The following is a 16,075-nucleotide window of genomic DNA, read 5'->3' as shown; positions in this document are numbered from 1 at the left end:
CGACACTGCCGGTCCGCGGCTTCGCCGTGGCAGGATCGGAGGCATGGCAGGCAAAGCACCCGCAGGCGACCCGGTCCAGGACGCACCCGAGGTCAGCGCCCCGCAGCACGCAGCTGCCGGGCTCCCGGCCATCGGGCACACCCTCCGCATCGCGCAGCAGCAGATGGGCGTGCGCCGCACCGCCCTCACCCTCCTCAAGGTCAACCAGAAGGACGGCTTCGACTGTCCCGGCTGCGCCTGGCCCGAGCCCGAGCACCGGCACACCGCGGAGTTCTGCGAGAACGGCGCCAAGGCCGTCGCCGAGGAAGCCACCCTGCGCCGCGTCACCGCCGACTTCTTCGCCGCGCACTCCGTCGCCGACCTCGGCCGCCGCAGCGGCTACTGGCTCGGCCAGCAGGGCCGCCTCACCCAGCCCATGTACCTGCCCGACGGCGCCGAGCACTACGAGCCCGTCCCCTGGGAGCGCGCCTTCGAGATCGTCGCCGACGAGCTGACCGGCCTCGCGCACCCCGACGAGGCCGTGTTCTACACCTCCGGCCGCACCAGCAACGAGGCCGCCTTCCTCTACCAGCTCTTCGCCCGCGAGTTCGGCACCAACAACCTGCCCGACTGCTCCAACATGTGCCACGAGTCGTCGGGCTCCGCGCTCGCGGAGACCATAGGCATCGGCAAGGGCAGCGTGCTGCTCGAGGACCTCTACCGCGCCGACCTGATCATCGTCGCCGGGCAGAACCCCGGTACCAACCACCCCCGCATGCTCTCCGCCCTGGAGAAGGCGAAGGCGAGCGGCGCGAAGATCGTCACCGTCAACCCGCTGCCCGAGGCCGGCCTGCAGCGCTTCAAGAACCCGCAGACCCCCAAGGGCCTCGCCGGCGGCGGCACCCCCCTCGCCGACCTTTTCCTGCAGATCCGGCTCGGCGGCGACCAGGCCCTGTTCCGCGCACTGAACAAGGCGCTCCTCGAAGCCGAGGACCAGGCTCCCGACACCGTCCTCGACCACGCCTTCATCGCCCGGCACACGCACGGCTTCCAGCACTACGCCGCGGCCGCCCGCGCCACCGACACCGACGAGGTGCTGCGCGCGACCGGGCTGCCGCAGTCCGACATCGACCGGCTGCTCGGCATGGTCCTCGACGCCAAGAGCGTCATCGTCTGCTGGGCGATGGGCCTGACCCAGCACAAGCACTCCGTGCCCACCATCAAGGAGGTCGTCAACTTCCTCCTGCTGCGCGGCAACATCGGCCGCCCCGGCGCCGGCGTGTGCCCCGTGCGCGGCCACAGCAACGTCCAGGGCGACCGCACCATGGGCATCTACGAGAAGCCCGCCCCCGCCTTCCTCGACGCCCTGGAGAAGGAGTTCGGCTTCGCCCCGCCCCGCGAGCACGGCCTGGACACCGTCGCCGCCATCCGCGCCCTGCGCGACGGCGACGCCAAGGTCTTCTTCGCCATGGGCGGCAACTTCGTCGCCGCCTCACCCGACACCGACGTCACCGAGGCCGCCATGCGCCGCGCACGCCTCACCGTCCACGTGTCCACCAAGCTCAACCGCTCCCACGTCGTCACCGGCGCCCGCGCGCTGATCCTGCCCACCCTCGGACGCACCGAGAAGGACGTCCAGGCGGCCGGCGAGCAGTTCGTCACCGTCGAGGACTCCATGGGCATGGTCCACGCCTCCAGGGGCGGCCTGGAGCCCGCGAGCCCCCTGCTGCTGTCCGAGCCCGCCATCATCTGCCGCCTCGCCCGCGCCGTCCTCGGCCCCCGCAGCCGGGTGCCCTGGCAGGAGCTCGAAGGCGACTACGACGCCGTCCGCGACCGCATCTCCCGCGTGATACCCGGCTTCGACGACTTCAACGTCAAGGTCCGCCGCCCCGGCGGCTTCACCCTGCCCCACGCCCCCCGCGACTCCCGCAGCTTCCCCACCGCCACCGGACTGGCCAACTTCACCGCCGCCCCCCTGGAGTACCCCCAGGTGCCCGAAGGCCGGCTGCTGCTGCAGACGCTGCGCTCGCACGACCAGTACAACACCACCATCTACGGCCTCGACGACCGCTACCGCGGCATCAAGGGCGGCCGCCGCGTCGTCCTGGTCAACCCCGACGACGCCGCCGCCCTCGGCTTCGCCGACGGCGCCTACACCGACCTCGTCAGCGAATGGACCGACGGCAGCGAACGCCGCGCCGAGGGCTTCCGGGTGGTCCACTACCCGACCGCCCGCGGCTGCGCCGCCGCCTACTACCCCGAGACCAATGTGCTGGTCCCGCTCGACCACACCGCCGACACCAGCAACACCCCGGCCTCCAAGTCCGTCGTCGTCCGGCTGGAACAGACGACCCCGCCCGGCGGTTCCCACTGACCGTCCGGTAGAAAACGGGCCAGTACACCGAACGACGACGATCGGAGCCACCGTCCATGGGCGAGCCCACCACCACCAGCCTCTTCTCCCCCGAGGTCATCGAGCAGTACGCGGGACTCGGCGTCGACCTGGTGGCACTGTTCTCCGCCGGCCACCTCGGCTCCCGCATGGGCATCGAGATCCTCGAGGCGTCCGCGGAGCGCGTCGTGGGCACCATGCCCGTCGAGGGCAACACCCAGCCCTACGGGCTCCTCCACGGCGGCGCCTCCGCCGTCCTGGCGGAGACGATCGGCTCCATCGGCGCCATGCTGCACGGCGGCCCCGGCAAGATCGCCGTCGGCGTCGACCTCAACTGCACCCACCACCGCGGCCTGCGCTCCGGCCTGGTGACCGGGGTCGCCACCCCCGTCCACCGCGGCCGCTCCTCCGCGACCTACGAGATCGTCATCAGCGACGAGCAGGACCGCCGCGTCTGCTCCGCCCGCCTCACCTGCGCGCTGCGCCCCGCGGCCCCCGGCACCGTCACCCCCTGACGCCCGCACACCGCGAACCCCGCACACCGCGAACGCCGCGCACACGGAGAACGGCCCCCGGAATCCTCCGGGGGCCGTTCTCCGTACCAGGTGACGCCGGACGCTACGCCGCGCCCTCACCGAGGTAGGCGGCACGCACGCGCGGGTCGGAGAGCAGGGCCGACGCCTCGTCCTCCATCACGATCGCGCCCGTCTCCAGGACGTAGCCGCGGTCGGCCAGCTGCAGCGCCTGCGAGGCGTTCTGCTCCACCAGCAGCACCGTGGTGCCCTGGTCGTTGATCTCCTTGATGATCTCGAAGATCTGCTGGACGATCAGCGGCGCCAGACCCATCGACGGCTCGTCGAGCAGCAGCAGGTTCGGACGGCCCATCAGCGCCCGGCCGATGGCCAGCATCTGCTGCTCACCGCCGGACAGGGTGCCCGCCAGCTGCGAACGCCGCTCGGCAAGGCGCGGGAAGAGCGTGAGCACCCGGTCCAGGTCGTCCTTGGGGACGCCCTTGAACCGGTACGCGCCCATCTCCAGGTTCTCCAGCACCGTCATCACCGGGAAGACACGACGGCCCTCCGGGGACTGCCCGATGCCGAGCTCCACCACCTTGTGCGCGGGAACGCCGTCGATCCGCTCGCCGCCCAGCCGCACCTCGCCGTGGCGGGGCTGCAGCAGACCGGAGATCGTGCGCAGGGTGGTGGTCTTGCCGGCGCCGTTCGCGCCGAGCAGCGCCACGACCTCACCCTGCCGGACCGTCACATTGATGCCCTTGAGCGCCTGGATCGCGCCGTAGAACACCTGCAGGTCGACCAGCTCCAGCATCGCCGGAGCCTCGGCGACGGAAGACTCCGTCGCCTTGTCGAAGTTGGCGGCCTCGGTCATCGGCCCTCCTCCTCGGACTCGCGCGGCGCGGGGACCTCCGGAGCGTCGGCCGCGTGGTGCGACTCGACGATCTCCACCATCTCCGCGACGGCCTCCACGGCCTCCTCGTCGGCCGCACCCAGGTACGCCTCGATCACCGCGGGATCGCGCTGCACCTCCTCGGGCAGACCCTCGGCGATCACCTTGCCGAAGTTCAGCACCATGACACGGTCCGCGACCGACATCACGAGCTTCATGTCGTGCTCGATCAGCAGCACACTGATGCCCAGATCCCGGTTGATCCGGCGGATCAGCTGCTCCAGCTCCAGCTTCTCCGTCGGGTTCGTGCCGGCGGCCGGCTCGTCGAGCAGCAGCACCTTCGGGTCGGTCGCCAGCGCCCGGGCGATCTCCAGACGCCGCTGGTCACCGTAGGACAGGCTCGCGGCGAGCTCGTTGTGCTTGCCCGACAGCCCCACGTACGACAGCAGTTCCTGGGCCCGCTGGTCGCTGGCCTTCTCGTCCCGGCGTGCCCACGGCAAGCCCAGCATGATCGAGATCGCTCCCGACTTCTGCCGCGACTCCGCCGCGATCTTGACGTTCTCCAGCGCCGTCAGGGCGGCGAAGAGCCGGATGTTCTGGTACGTACGCGCCACACCGTAGCGGTTCACCAGGTACGGCTTGGTGCCCAGCAGCTTGCGCTCGGCACCGCCCTCCTCGTGGAAGGTGATCGCGCCCTCCTGCGGGACGTACACGCCCGTCAGGGAGTTGAACAGCGAGGTCTTGCCCGCGCCGTTCGGGCCGATCACCGCGAGGATCTCACCCCGCCGCATCGTCAGGTTGACGTCCGACAGGCTGGTGAGACCACCGAACCGCAGCGTCACACCGCGGGCCTGCAGCACCGGGCCGCCGGTCTCGACGGGCTGCACGCCCGCGTCCTTCACCGCGTTCACGACTTCACGCCTCCCGTCGGCTCGGTCATCGCATCGGCGTCACCGATGCCCGCCTCCGCCATGTGCAGCTCGCGCTGCCTGCGGCGGGAGGGGATCACACCCTGCGGACGGAAGATCATCATGATGACCAGCAGCGCACCAAGGTAGATGAAGCGGTCCTGCTCCGGCACGTAGTCCCGCAGCACGTTCGGCAGCCACACCAGCAGCGCGGCACCGAAGAGCACACCGGCAATGGAGCCCATGCCGCCGAAGACCACGTACGCCAGCGCCAGCACCGACAGCACGATGGTGAAGTTCTCCGGGTTGATGAAGCCGACCTTGCTGGAGTACACCACGCCCGCCAGACCCGAGGTCGACGCGCCGATCGCGAACGCCAGCAGCTTGTACCGGACGGTGTTGATGCCCGTCGCGGCCGCGGCCACCTCGTCCTCCCGGATCGCCGTCCAGGTGCGGCCGATGCGCGAGTGCTCCAGCCGGTTGTACAGGAAGACCAGCACCACCAGGAAGAACAGCAGCAGGTACCAGTACGGCAGCGGGTCCAGCGTCCATTCGTACTTGATCGGACCGATGTGGATCGACGGGTGCGGAATGCCGAACACACCGCGCGAACCACCCGTGAAACCGTCCGAGTTCTTCGCGACCAGGTACACGATCTCGTGGAAGCCCAGGGTCACGATCGCCAGGTAGTCACCCCGCAGCCGCAGCGTCGGCGCACCCAGCAGGACACCGGCGATCAGGCAGGTGACGATCGCGAACGGGATCGACTCCAGCGCGCCCACTGTGAACGGCGGCTTCACCGGCATGTGGCCGGTCCAGTAGGCGCAGGAGTACGCGCCGATCGCGTAGAAGGCGATGAAGCCCAGGTCGAGCAGACCGGCCCAGCCGACCACCACGTTCAGACCGACCGCGATGATCATGACCACGCCCATCTGCGTGACCAGGACCTCCTGCCAGAACAGGCTCGTGGTGGCCGGAATGATGATCGCCAGCGCCAGGACGACCGCCAGGCCGCCCAGCCGCGCCCAGCGGTTGGCGCGGAACACCGCCCGGGCCGGCTCCAGCGACTTGCTCACGCCCTGCGAGCCCTGCCGGGCCGCGTCGCGCACCGGAGTGCCGAACTCCAGCAGCGCCCACAGGCCGACGGTGATCGCCAGGCAGATCCACAGCCGTGCCGACTCGAACGCCGCCGTGAACGCCGACAGCTTCTCCGCCGGATTCCCGTCGGCACCCGTCATCAGCGCCAGGGTGAAGCCCAGCACCACCATGCCGAACAGCCGGGCCCAGCGGGGCTCCTGATACCACGCTCGGCGGCGCAGCTTCGCCACGTCCACCGAGAAGGACTTGCCAGCAGTCGCCTCGCTCATGCCGACCTCCCCAGACGCTCGCCCATGATGCCCGTCGGACGGAACATCAGCACCAGGATCAGGACCACGAACGCGGTCACGTCGATCCACTGGGTGCCGAAGACCGGCGAGCTGAGGTTCTCGACGATGCCCAGCAGCAGGCCGCCCAGCATGGCGCCGCGGATGTTGCCGATACCGCCCAGCACCGCCGCCGCGAACGCCTTGATGCCCGGCAGGAAGCCCACCGTGAACCAGACCTGGCCCGAGATGCCGAAGCCGTACAGGAATCCGGCCGCGCCGCCCAGCAGACCACCGATGATGAAGGTCCGGGAGATGATCTTGTCGATGTCGACACCCATCAGACCGGCCGTCTCCGCGTCCTGCGCGACGGCCCGGATGCCGGCACCCATCTTCGTGCGGTTGACCACCAGGTCCAGGCCGATCATCATCGCGACCGCGGAACCGATGATGATCAGCTGAGTGATCTTCACCGGAGTGCCGAAGACGCTGAAGACCTCACCATTGGTGTACAGCTCCGGCATCGGCACGGGGTTGCGGCCCCACAGCTTGCCCGCCAGGTTGTACAGGAAGAACGACGCACCGATGGCGCTGATCAGGAAGACCAGCTTCGGGGCATTGCGCTTGCGCAGCGGCTTGTAGGCCGCCTTCTCCAGCCCGAACGCGGTCAGCGCTCCGACCAGAGCGCCGGCGATCATGCCGACGATCACCCAGACCACGGAGTTGAAGCCGTGAGGGGACTGGGGGGCGAGCTCCGAGAGCACGACGAGCGAACCGAAGCCGCCCATCATGAACACCTCGCTGTGCGCGAAGTTGATGAGCTGGAGCACGCCGTAGACCAGGGTGTACCCGATCGCGATGACGGCGTACATGGACCCCGTCGTCAAGCCTGGGATGAAGTAGTCCCAGAAGTTGTGGAAGAGATTCATGGTGCGTGGGAATCCTTGCTGAAGCCGGTGAAGGGCAGCGAGAGCGCGTCCGACACAGCGATGGGGAGCGCGGGGCGGCGGCCGGAATCCGTGCCGCGCCCCACGCCCCCCACCTCAGGTGTCAGTTGCCGGATCAGCCGTTGCTGAGGGTGGCCACGTCACCCAGGTAGCCGATCTTGCCGTCGGCGACCTGGTACAGGTACACGTTCTTGACCTTCAGCTCGCCCTTGTCGTCGAAGGCGAACTCCTTGGTCAGACCCTTGTAGTTGACGCCCTTCAGCGCCGCCAGCAGCTTCTCGCGGGTGACGTCCTTACCGAGCTTCTTCATCTCGGAGATGATGAGGTTCGCGATGTCGTACGACTCGGCCGAGTAGGTGCCCGGGGCCGTGTTGAACTTCTTGGTGTACGCCTCGGTGAACGCCTTGGTGCTCTCGTTCTTCGTCGCGTCGGTGCACGGGCAGGTCAGGAACCAGTTGTTGGCCGCGGCACCGGCCAGCTCCACGAACTTCGCGTCGTTGGAACCGTCACCCGAGATGCCGATGCCCTTGAAGCCGCCGTCGGCGAGCTTCTTGGCGAACGGCGCCAGGTCGGCGTAGTAACCCGCGTAGATCAGCGCGTCGGCCTTGGCGTTGACGACCTTGGTCGCGGCGGCGGTGTAGTCCGGGGTCTTCGCCGGAACGCTGTCCGTCACCACGGTGACGCCCGCGTCCTTCAGGCTCTTGACCGCGACCTCGGCGAGGCCGACGCCGTACTCGCTCTTGTCGTCGATGACGAAGACCTTCTTGGCCTTCTTGGCCTTCGTCAGGTACTCGGCCATGCCGGCACCCTGCTCGTTGTCGTTCGGCGCGCCGCGCAGGAACGACGAGAAGCCGAGCGAGGTCAGCGCCGGGTTCGTCGCCGACGGCGTCACGGCCGCCAGCTGCGCCTGCGCGTAGATGCCACCCGACGCCTTGGTCGGACCCGAGAAGGCGGGACCCACGACCGCGACGACGCTGCTGTCGCCGACGAGCTTCTGGGCAGCGGCGGGCGCCTGGTCCGGCAGACCCTGGTCGTCACCGTCCACGACCTTCAGCGTGAAGGGCAGGTCGCCCTTCTTGTTGGCCTCTTCCACGGCCAGCTTCAGGCCGTTGTCCTCGTTGATGCCCAGCGCGCTGTTGTCGCCGGACAGCGGACCCTGGAAGCCAATGGAGAAGGTCGGCTTGCCGCCGCCACCGCCGTTGTCGTCCTTGCCGCCACCGCACGCGGTGAGCGCGAGAGCGCCAACTGCCATCGGGATAGCAAGCTTGACGAGCTTCTTGTTGAGCACTACGACCCCCTGGAGCCGCTCAATGAGATTACGAGTCGGCGGGCCGTAGGCCCTCCGGATTGCGACCGCGTGAACATCATGCGGGTTGGCGGGAATGTAATCCGCTGATCAGGCACACAGATAGGTCGTAGGAAGATATGTGATCGGACGGTGACCTGGGTCATGTGCCGGAAACAGAACGGTCCTTACCGGTAACCGGACGACCTGTGAGGTGAAGATGGAATCAAAGGTCCGATTTGGCGCACTTGTGCGGCGCCTCGCCCGCCGGCCCGCCGTGACCGCCCTGACCGGAGCACTGGCCGGGGTCACGGTAGCGGCCGTCGCCGCCGCGGCGATATGGCCCACCCCTTCCCCGGCCGCGGCGGGCCAACCCCTCCGTCAGCTCGAAATCCCCCTCGACACAACCGCCGTGCACCCGGGGAACCTCGAATTCCGCGCCCTGGCGCTGCGTTGCGGCATCGCCGTCATCATCGGCACCCACGCCGAACACCCCGCCAAAGGCCGCCTCTGCCGCATCCGCGTCGCCGTCATCGTCGACGACTCCGTCAGCGCACGCCTCGACAACGACCTCCACCGCCTCGTCCTCGCCGACGGCACCCGGCACTCCATGGACTGGGAGGCCATGCAGATCAAGCGCCAGCCCCTCGTGATCGACATCGGCGCACACGACCGCGCCGAGTACGACCTCTGGTTCGACATCCCCCGCGACGCCGTCCTCGACCGGCTCGCCGTCACCAACGACAAAGGGATGCCCTCGAAGGACATCCCTCTGCCACGACGCGACTGGCCCGACCACTCGGCCTGAAGCGCTCCCGACTCCGGCCGGCGCTACTTGGCGCCGCCGTCCACCTCGTCCAGCACGGCCTGCGCCACCGCCTGCATCGTCATCCGGCGGTCCATCGACGTCTTCTGGATCCAGCGGAACGCCGCCGGCTCCGTCAGCCCGTACTTCGTCTGCAGAACGCTCTTCGCCCGGTCCACCAGCTTCCGGGTCTCCAGCCGCAGACTCAGGTCCGCGATCTCCTCCTCCAGCGCCCGCAGCTCCGTGAAGCGCGACACCGCCATCTCGATCGCGGGGACGACGTCGCTCTTGCTGAACGGCTTCACCAGGTAGGCCATGGCGCCCGCGTCCCGGGCCCGCTCCACCAGCTCGCGCTGCGAGAAGGCGGTCAGCATGAGCACCGGCGCGATCTTCTCCTTGGCGATCCGCTCCGCCGCGGAGATCCCGTCCAGCACGGGCATCTTCACGTCCAGGATCACCAGATCGGGCCGGAGCTCCTCGGCGAGCTTCACGGCCGTCTCGCCGTCACCCGCCTCACCGACGACGGAGTAGCCCTCCTCCTCGAGCATCTCTTTGAGGTCGAGCCTGATCAGAGCCTCGTCCTCGGCGATCACCACGCGGGTGGTCTGCGGCGGTACGTGCGACTGCTCGTCAACGGGCTCGGCGGCGCTCACGGGACTCCTCGTTCCAGGGCAGGTGCTGCCCCAAGAGCCTACCTATCTCCGGTATGTTTAGGACACGGAGGGTATACGCTAGCCTTCGGTTCAAAGGAAGCCCCGGTAGCCCAGCGGTAGAGGCAATGGTCTCAAACACCATATAGCGTGGGTTCGAATCCCACCCGGGGTACACAGCCTTCAAATTCAAGGCGTTTATCACTCAGGGTGATCTTCGCTGGATCGAGTGAGCGGCGCTTGTAATCGGCCGTACGTGGCGACGATCACGCCAGAGTCGACCATGTGTACGACCTGGAAACGCGCCGCCGGACCCTCGCACTCGTCGCCCGGGGTCACAGCCTCAATTCCGTCAGCCGGATGACCGGGGTGTCCCGCTCCGCCATCCGCGCCTGGCGCACCCGGATCGAACCCGGACGGGACGTTCGGGCCTGCACCGGCCGGGCGTCGGGCCCCGCCTACGCCTATCTGCTCGGTCTCTACCTCGGCGACGGATGCATCAGCCCCCAGCCCCGGGGCGGCTACGCCCTCCGCATCGCCTGCGGGGATGCCTGGCCCGGCCTGATCGACGCCTGCGAGGAGGCCGTGCGGGCCGTCCGTCCCGGGAACGCCGTCTGCCGCGTCCACACGCAGGGCTGCACCATGGTCACCTCGTACAGCAACCACTGGCCGTGCCTCTTCCCGCAGCACGGCCCGGGCCGGAAGCACGAGCGCCGCATCGTTCTGGAGCCCTGGCAGCAGGCCGTCGTCGACGAGCACCCCTGGGACTTCGTGCGCGGGCTGATCCACTCCGACGGGAGCCGCGTCGTCAACCACACCACGCGGATCGTGGCCGGTGAGCCCAGGCGGTACGAGTACCCGCGCTACTTCTTCACCAACAGGTCCGAGGACATCCGGCGCCTGTGCACCGACACGCTCGACGCCCTCGGCGTCGCGTGGAAGCGGGCCAACGCCTGCAACATCTCCGTGGCCCGCCGGGAGTCCGTCGCGCTCATGGACCGCTTCGTCGGCCCGAAGCATTGAGCCGCGCGGTGGTGTGCCGGGTGGCGACCGCCGTCGTGGGGTCCTCGGGCCAGGGGTGCTTGGGGTAGCGGCCGCGCAGTTCGGCGCGCACCGCGCGGTAGCCGTCGCGCCAGAAGGAGGCCAGGTCGGCGGTGACGGCGGCGGGGCGTCCCGCGGGGGAGAGCAGGTGGACGAGGAGGGGGACGCGGCCGCCGGCGATGCGCGGGGTGGCGGTCCAGCCGAAGAGCTCCTGGAGCTTGGCGGCGAGGACGGGGCGCTCGTCGTCGTAGGTCACGCGGACCTTGGAGCCGGAGGGTATCTCGACGCGTTCGGGGGCGAGTTCGTCGAGGCGGGCGGCGTCGCCGGTGGCCCAGGGCAGGATGCGGTTCAGGGCGGTGGCGGCGTCGACGCGGGCGAGGTCGGCGCGGCGGCGGGCGGTGGCGAGTTCGGGGGCGAGCCAGTCGTCCGCGCGGGCGAGCAGGGCCTCGTCGGAGACGTCGGGCCAGGGGGCGCCGAGTTCGCGGTGGAGGAAGGCGAGGCGCTGCCGCAGGGTGTCGGCGTCGCGGGTCCACTTGAGCAGGCGCGGTCCTTCGCGGCGGAGGCCGTCGAGGAGGGCGGAGCGCAGCAGTGCGGGGTCGGGGTCGGCGAGGGGGCGGCTGGTGAGGCCGATCGCGCCGAGGCGTACGGCGTGGTGGGCGGTGATGTCGCCGTCGGTCCAGGTGACCTCGTCGGTCTCGGTGAGCAGGGGCGCGGTGGCGGTGCGGGCGGTGTCCTCGTCGATGACGGCGGCGAGCCGTACGCGTGCGGAGGGGGAGCCGGTGGGGCGGTCGGCGACGGCGACGGCGAGCCATTCGGGGGTGCCGAGGCGGGTGCCGTCGGCGAGTTCGGCGGCGGTGCCGGAGGCCATGAGATAGCCGGTGCCGCTGTTGCCGCCACTGCTGCCGCTGCCGGCGCCGGTGCCGCGGCGGCGGGCGACGCGTTCGGGGAAGGCGAGGGCGGTGACGAGTCCGGCGGCGGTGTCGTCGGTGAGGGCGGTGGCGGGGTGGTCGGGGGCCGCGGCGGTGAGGCGGCGGGTTTCGCGGCGCCAGCGGTCGGCGTAGGCGTCGTGGGCGCGACGGGCGGTGCGCCAGGCGGCGGTGAGGTCGTCGCCGTAGTCGCGCGGGGGCTGTTCGGCGATGAGGGCGACGATGTCGGCGGCGCGGCGGGTGCCGGTGCGGGGGGCGCCGTCGAGGAGGGCGCGGGCGAGGCGGGGGTGGAGGCCGATGCGGGCCATGCGGCTGCCGCGGTCGGTGGTGCGGCCGTCGGGGCGGGTGGCGCCGATGGCGGTGAGGGTGTCGCGGGCGGCGGCGAGGGCGCCGGGCGGCGGCGGGTCGAGGAGGGCGAGTCCGGTGGCCTCCGGGTCGCCCCAGGCGGCGGCTTGGAGGGCGAAGGGGGTGAGGTCGGCGACGGCCATCTCGGGGGAGGGGAAGCGGGGACGGGCGGCGTCCTCGGCTTCGCTCCAGCAGCGGTAGGCGGTGCCGGGAGCTTCGCGTCCGGCGCGGCCGGCGCGCTGTGTCGCGGTGGCGAGGGAGGCCCGGACGGTGGTGAGGGAGCCGAGTCCGCGGGCGTGGTCGGTGCGGGGTTCGCGGGCGAGGCCGGAGTCGACGACGACGCGTACGCCGGGGACGGTGAGGCTGGATTCGGCGACGGAGGTGGAGAGGACGACGCGGCGCCGGGTGCCGTCGCCGCCGCGGAGCACGGCGTCCTGGACGGTGGCGGGTGCCTGGCCGTGGAGTTGGAGGACGTCGGCGTCGATGCCGCCGAGCAGGCCGGCGACGCGGGCGATCTCGCCGGTGCCGGGGAGGAAGCACAGGACGTCGCCGTCGGCGGTGCGCAGCGCGGTGCGGACGGTGGCGGCGACGTGGTCGAGGAAGGCCGGGTCGACGCGCATGCCGTGTGGCGGCCGGATGCCGCCCGGCGGGGGTGCGTGGGTGACGGCGACGGGATGGAGTCGGCCTTGGGCGTGGACGACGGGCGCGTCGCCGAGCAGGCGGGACCAGGCGTCGGCGTCGGTGGTGGCGGAGGCGGCGACGATGCGCAGGTCGGGGCGGAGGGCGGTGCGTACGTCGAGCAGGAAGGCCATGGCGGTGTCGGCGTCGAGGTGGCGTTCGTGGCACTCGTCGAGCAGGACGGTGGTGGTGCCGGGGAGCTCCTGGTCGCGTTGGAGTCGCTGGAGGAGGACGCCGGTGGTGACGACCTCGACGACGGTGCCGGGGGAGACCTTGCGGTCGCCGCGCACGGTGTGGCCGACGCGGCCGCCGGTCTCCTCGCCCAGGAGCCAGGCCATGCGGCGGGCGGCGGCCTTGGCGGCCATGCGGCGGGGTTCGGCGACGAGGACGTTCCGGGTGGGGCCGTCGTCGAGGAGTCCGGCCAGGGCGAGTGGGACGAGGGTGGTCTTGCCGGTGCCGGGCGGGGCGGCGAGCACGGCGCATCCGTGCCGGTCGAGGGCGTCGTGGAGGGCGGGCAGGGCGGTGCGTACGGGGAGTGCGGCGAGGGCGTCCTCGCGGTCGGCCGCGGGGCCGCGGGTCATGCCGCGACGCAGACGAAGATCGCCGTGCCGGGGATGATCCGGCCGCGCAGCGGGGACCAGCCGCCCCATTCCTCGGTGTTCCAGGTGGGCCATTCGGGTTCGACGAGGTCGGTGAGGCGGAAGCCGGCGGCGGCGAGTTCGCGGACGCGGTCGCCGAGGGTGCGGTGGTGTTCGACGTAGACGGCGTGTCCGGTGTCGTCCTGTTCGACGTAGGGGGTGCGGTCGAAGTAGGAGGCGGAGGCGGTGAGTCCTTCGGGGCCGGGTTCGTCGGGGAAGGCCCAACGGATGGGGTGGGTGACGGAGAAGACCCAGCGGCCGCCGGGGCGCAGGACGCGCCGGACCTCGTGCATGACGTGGGCGGTGTCGGCGATGAAGGGCAGGGCGCCGTAGGCGGAGCAGGCGTGGTCGAAGGAGGCGTCGGCGAAGGGGAGGGCGCCGGCGTCGGCCTGGACGAGGGCGAACGGGGGGAGTGCCGTGTTCGCGTCGTGTGCGTCGTCGATGCGGCGGGCGTGCTGGAGCTGGCGGTGGGAGAGGTCGAGGGCGACCGGCCGGGCTCCGCGGGCGGCGAGCCAGCGGGAGCACTGGGCGGCGCCGGCGCCGATCTCGAGGACGGCGGCGCCCCGGAGGTCCGCGGCGGGTCCGAGGAGGTGGAGTTCGTCCTCCGTTGCTCCTTCCGGGCCCCATACGAATTCGGTGTCGCCGAGGAACTCTCCGTGGTCGCTCTGGTACTCGTCGGCGTTGCGGTCCCACCATCCGCGGTTGGCTCGGCTGCTCTCCGTGTCGTCTGCGACACGGCGCGTGGCCTCGGGTTCTTCGGGGGCGGGCCGGGGGGCCGGTGCTTGGATCATCGCGGTGGTCGTCGTACCCTCTGTGGTGACCTGTGGCTGCGGTGTCGCCGCAGCACGTCTATGTGCCAGTGCCCGGTACGGGGTGTTAAGCCCGTGGTGTGCTCTTCGCGCATTGACCGTGCCCGGCTGCCCCCGTATGCTACAAGTTGCGCTGCGGGCCTGCGCGCCTCGGACGGAGCAGGCTGCGCTCACATCTGTTGTAAACCTCTCGGCCTTGTGGGCTGTCCGGAATCGGCAGGAGCGAAACGGGCTCTCGGCGTAGCAGTACCTACGACTTCATGTCCGTACCGGAGCCCTTTTCCTAATGACGAGCAGCACCGAGGCCCCTCGTACCACCCCGCAGGTGGCGGTCAACGACATCGGTTCCGAGGAAGCCTTCCTCGCCGCGATCGACGAGACGATCAAGTACTTCAACGACGGCGACATCGTCGACGGCGTCATCGTGAAGGTCGACCGGGACGAGGTCCTGCTCGACATCGGTTACAAGACCGAGGGTGTCATCCCCTCGCGCGAGCTTTCGATCAAGCACGACGTCGACCCCAACGAGGTCGTCGCCGTGGGCGACGAGATCGAGGCCCTGGTCCTCCAGAAGGAGGACAAGGAGGGTCGCCTGATCCTGTCCAAGAAGCGCGCCCAGTACGAGCGCGCCTGGGGCACGATCGAGAAGATCAAGGAAGAGGACGGCATCGTCACCGGTACCGTCATCGAGGTCGTCAAGGGTGGTCTCATCCTCGACATCGGCCTCCGCGGCTTCCTTCCCGCCTCCCTGGTCGAGATGCGTCGCGTCCGCGACCTCCAGCCGTACGTCGGCAAGGAGCTCGAGGCCAAGATCATCGAGCTGGACAAGAACCGCAACAACGTGGTCCTGTCCCGTCGCGCCTGGCTGGAGCAGACCCAGAGCGAGGTCCGCCAGACCTTCCTCACCACCCTCCAGAAGGGTCAGGTGCGCTCCGGCGTCGTCTCCTCCATCGTCAACTTCGGTGCCTTCGTGGACCTGGGTGGCGTGGACGGCCTGGTGCACGTGTCCGAGCTGTCCTGGAAGCACATCGACCACCCCTCCGAGGTCGTCGAGGTCGGCCAGGAGGTCACGGTCGAGGTCCTGGACGTCGACATGGACCGCGAGCGTGTCTCCCTGTCGCTGAAGGCGACCCAGGAAGACCCGTGGCAGCAGTTCGCCCGCACCCACCAGATCGGCCAGGTCGTCCCCGGCAAGGTCACCAAGCTGGTGCCGTTCGGTGCGTTCGTCCGCGTGGACGAGGGCATCGAGGGTCTGGTCCACATCTCCGAGCTGGCCGAGCGCCACGTGGAGATCCCGGAGCAGGTCGTCCAGGTCAACGACGAGATCTTCGTCAAGGTCATCGACATCGACCTCGAGCGCCGTCGCATCAGCCTCTCGCTGAAGCAGGCCAACGAGTCCTTCGGTGCCGACCCGGCCTCGGTGGAGTTCGACCCGACCCTGTACGGCATGGCCGCGTCCTACGACGACCAGGGCAACTACATCTACCCCGAGGGCTTCGACCCCGAGGCCAACGACTGGCTCGAGGGCTACGAGACCCAGCGCGAGGCGTGGGAGCACCAGTACGCCGAGGCGCAGTCGCGGTTCGAGCAGCACCAGGCGCAGGTCATCAAGTCCCGCGAGGCGGACGCCGAGGCTGCGGCCCAGGCCGGCGAGGCGGCTCCGGCCGGCCCGACCGGTGGCTCGTACTCCTCGGAGTCCGGCGACCAGTCCGGCGCTCTCGCGTCGGACGAGGCGCTTGCCGCGCTCCGCGAGAAGCTGGCCGGCGGCCAGAGCTGATCGCAGGGCGGCTGATCGCCCACGCACCACGGAAGGACCCGCTCTCCCCCGGAGGGCGGGTCCTTCCGCGTTGCCGGGTCCGGGCGGGAATGCGCGGGCTGTGCGGCCCGTTGCACAGAGAGTTGAT

13 protein-coding genes and 1 tRNA gene are annotated in these 16,075 nt (G+C 70.3%); 6 read left to right on the top strand and 8 right to left on the bottom strand.

The window, feature by feature from the left end:
- The first annotated feature begins 43 nt into the window (after positions 1–43).
- Complete coding sequence (locus tag AB0F62_RS25410; RefSeq protein ID WP_361803420.1) at positions 44–2,353, top strand: FdhF/YdeP family oxidoreductase; 2,310 nt, start codon at positions 44–46, stop codon at positions 2,351–2,353.
- A gap of 56 nt (positions 2,354–2,409) precedes the next feature.
- Positions 2,410–2,886, top strand: a complete 477-nt coding sequence (locus tag AB0F62_RS25405) for a hotdog fold thioesterase (protein ID WP_361803417.1) — start codon at positions 2,410–2,412, stop codon at positions 2,884–2,886.
- A 103-nt stretch (positions 2,887–2,989) separates the two neighbouring features.
- On the opposite strand, the gene AB0F62_RS25400 is transcribed toward AB0F62_RS25405, so the two are convergent.
- The 5 genes from AB0F62_RS25400 to AB0F62_RS25380 form a co-directional block, all read right to left on the bottom strand.
- Positions 2,990–3,757, bottom strand: a complete 768-nt coding sequence (locus AB0F62_RS25400; protein ID WP_361803414.1) for an ABC transporter ATP-binding protein — start codon at positions 3,755–3,757, stop codon at positions 2,990–2,992.
- Entirely contained in the window at positions 3,754–4,686 is a 933-nt protein-coding gene (locus tag AB0F62_RS25395; protein ID WP_361803411.1) for an ABC transporter ATP-binding protein, read from the bottom strand. The genes AB0F62_RS25400 and AB0F62_RS25395 overlap by 4 nt, the downstream gene beginning before the upstream one ends.
- On the bottom strand, positions 4,683–6,050 hold the full coding sequence (locus AB0F62_RS25390; RefSeq protein ID WP_361803408.1) for a branched-chain amino acid ABC transporter permease: 1,368 nt from the start codon (positions 6,048–6,050) through the stop codon (positions 4,683–4,685). The genes AB0F62_RS25395 and AB0F62_RS25390 overlap by 4 nt, the downstream gene beginning before the upstream one ends.
- A complete protein-coding gene (locus AB0F62_RS25385; RefSeq protein ID WP_361803405.1) occupies positions 6,047–6,976 on the bottom strand; it encodes a branched-chain amino acid ABC transporter permease in 930 nt (309 codons plus the stop codon). The genes AB0F62_RS25390 and AB0F62_RS25385 overlap by 4 nt, the downstream gene beginning before the upstream one ends.
- A 133-nt stretch (positions 6,977–7,109) precedes the next feature.
- Positions 7,110–8,246 carry a branched-chain amino acid ABC transporter substrate-binding protein gene (locus tag AB0F62_RS25380; protein ID WP_361803402.1) on the bottom strand — a complete coding sequence of 379 codons (1,137 nt, stop codon included), beginning with the start codon at positions 8,244–8,246 and terminating at the stop codon, positions 7,110–7,112.
- A 445-nt stretch (positions 8,247–8,691) separates the two neighbouring features.
- On the opposite strand from AB0F62_RS25380, the gene AB0F62_RS25375 reads away from it, so the two are divergent.
- Positions 8,692–9,087, top strand: a complete 396-nt coding sequence (locus tag AB0F62_RS25375) for a hypothetical protein (protein ID WP_361803399.1) — start codon at positions 8,692–8,694, stop codon at positions 9,085–9,087.
- A 23-nt stretch (positions 9,088–9,110) separates the two neighbouring features.
- Here the strand turns inward: AB0F62_RS25375 and AB0F62_RS25370 are convergent, their stop codons facing one another.
- Positions 9,111–9,737 (bottom strand): response regulator, encoded by a 627-nt coding sequence (locus tag AB0F62_RS25370; RefSeq protein ID WP_326576929.1) that lies wholly within the window; start codon positions 9,735–9,737, stop codon positions 9,111–9,113.
- Between the two features lie 99 nt (positions 9,738–9,836).
- Between AB0F62_RS25370 and AB0F62_RS25365 the strand changes: the two genes are divergently transcribed.
- Positions 9,837–9,909 (top strand) — tRNA-Leu (locus tag AB0F62_RS25365).
- A gap of 110 nt (positions 9,910–10,019) precedes the next feature.
- Positions 10,020–10,757 carry a hypothetical protein gene (locus AB0F62_RS25360; RefSeq protein ID WP_361803396.1) on the top strand — a complete coding sequence of 246 codons (738 nt, stop codon included), beginning with the start codon at positions 10,020–10,022 and terminating at the stop codon, positions 10,755–10,757.
- Here the strand turns inward: AB0F62_RS25360 and hrpB are convergent.
- Positions 10,726–13,305 carry an ATP-dependent helicase HrpB gene (gene hrpB, locus AB0F62_RS25355; RefSeq protein ID WP_361803393.1) on the bottom strand — a complete coding sequence of 860 codons (2,580 nt, stop codon included), beginning with the start codon at positions 13,303–13,305 and terminating at the stop codon, positions 10,726–10,728. The genes AB0F62_RS25360 and hrpB overlap by 32 nt on opposite strands.
- Positions 13,302–14,153: a class I SAM-dependent methyltransferase gene (locus AB0F62_RS25350; protein ID WP_361803390.1), complete on the bottom strand. Its 852-nt coding sequence runs from the start codon at positions 14,151–14,153 to the stop codon at positions 13,302–13,304. Before AB0F62_RS25350 ends, hrpB begins: the two co-directional genes overlap by 4 nt.
- Before the next feature lie 304 nt (positions 14,154–14,457).
- On the opposite strand from AB0F62_RS25350, the gene rpsA reads away from it, so the two are divergent.
- A complete protein-coding gene (rpsA, locus tag AB0F62_RS25345; RefSeq protein WP_361803387.1) occupies positions 14,458–15,948 on the top strand; it encodes a 30S ribosomal protein S1 in 1,491 nt (496 codons plus the stop codon).
- Positions 15,949–16,075: the final 127 nt, after the last annotated feature.

It is taken from the genome of Streptomyces sp. NPDC026673 (assembly GCF_040638135.1).
Lineage (GTDB): Bacteria > Actinomycetota > Actinomycetes > Streptomycetales > Streptomycetaceae > Actinacidiphila.
This window is presented reverse-complemented; position numbering and strand designations above follow the sequence as displayed.

What these genes read in the sequence shown, in the direction of transcription:
- AB0F62_RS25410 (WP_361803420.1), top strand. Translation starts at nt 44, where the DNA reads ATGGCAGGCAAAGCACCCGCAGGCGACCCGGTCCAGGACGCACCCGAG.
- AB0F62_RS25400 (WP_361803414.1), bottom strand. Translation starts at nt 3,757, where the DNA reads ATGACCGAGGCCGCCAACTTCGACAAGGCGACGGAGTCTTCCGTCGCC.
- AB0F62_RS25405 (WP_361803417.1), top strand. Translation starts at nt 2,410, where the DNA reads ATGGGCGAGCCCACCACCACCAGCCTCTTCTCCCCCGAGGTCATCGAG.
- AB0F62_RS25390 (WP_361803408.1), bottom strand. Translation starts at nt 6,050, where the DNA reads ATGAGCGAGGCGACTGCTGGCAAGTCCTTCTCGGTGGACGTGGCGAAG.
- AB0F62_RS25380 (WP_361803402.1), bottom strand. Translation starts at nt 8,246, where the DNA reads ATGGCAGTTGGCGCTCTCGCGCTCACCGCGTGCGGTGGCGGCAAGGAC.
- AB0F62_RS25385 (WP_361803405.1), bottom strand. Translation starts at nt 6,976, where the DNA reads ATGAATCTCTTCCACAACTTCTGGGACTACTTCATCCCAGGCTTGACG.
- rpsA (WP_361803387.1), top strand. Translation starts at nt 14,458, where the DNA reads ATGACGAGCAGCACCGAGGCCCCTCGTACCACCCCGCAGGTGGCGGTC.
- hrpB (WP_361803393.1), bottom strand. Translation starts at nt 13,305, where the DNA reads ATGACCCGCGGCCCCGCGGCCGACCGCGAGGACGCCCTCGCCGCACTC.
- AB0F62_RS25350 (WP_361803390.1), bottom strand. Translation starts at nt 14,153, where the DNA reads ATGATCCAAGCACCGGCCCCCCGGCCCGCCCCCGAAGAACCCGAGGCC.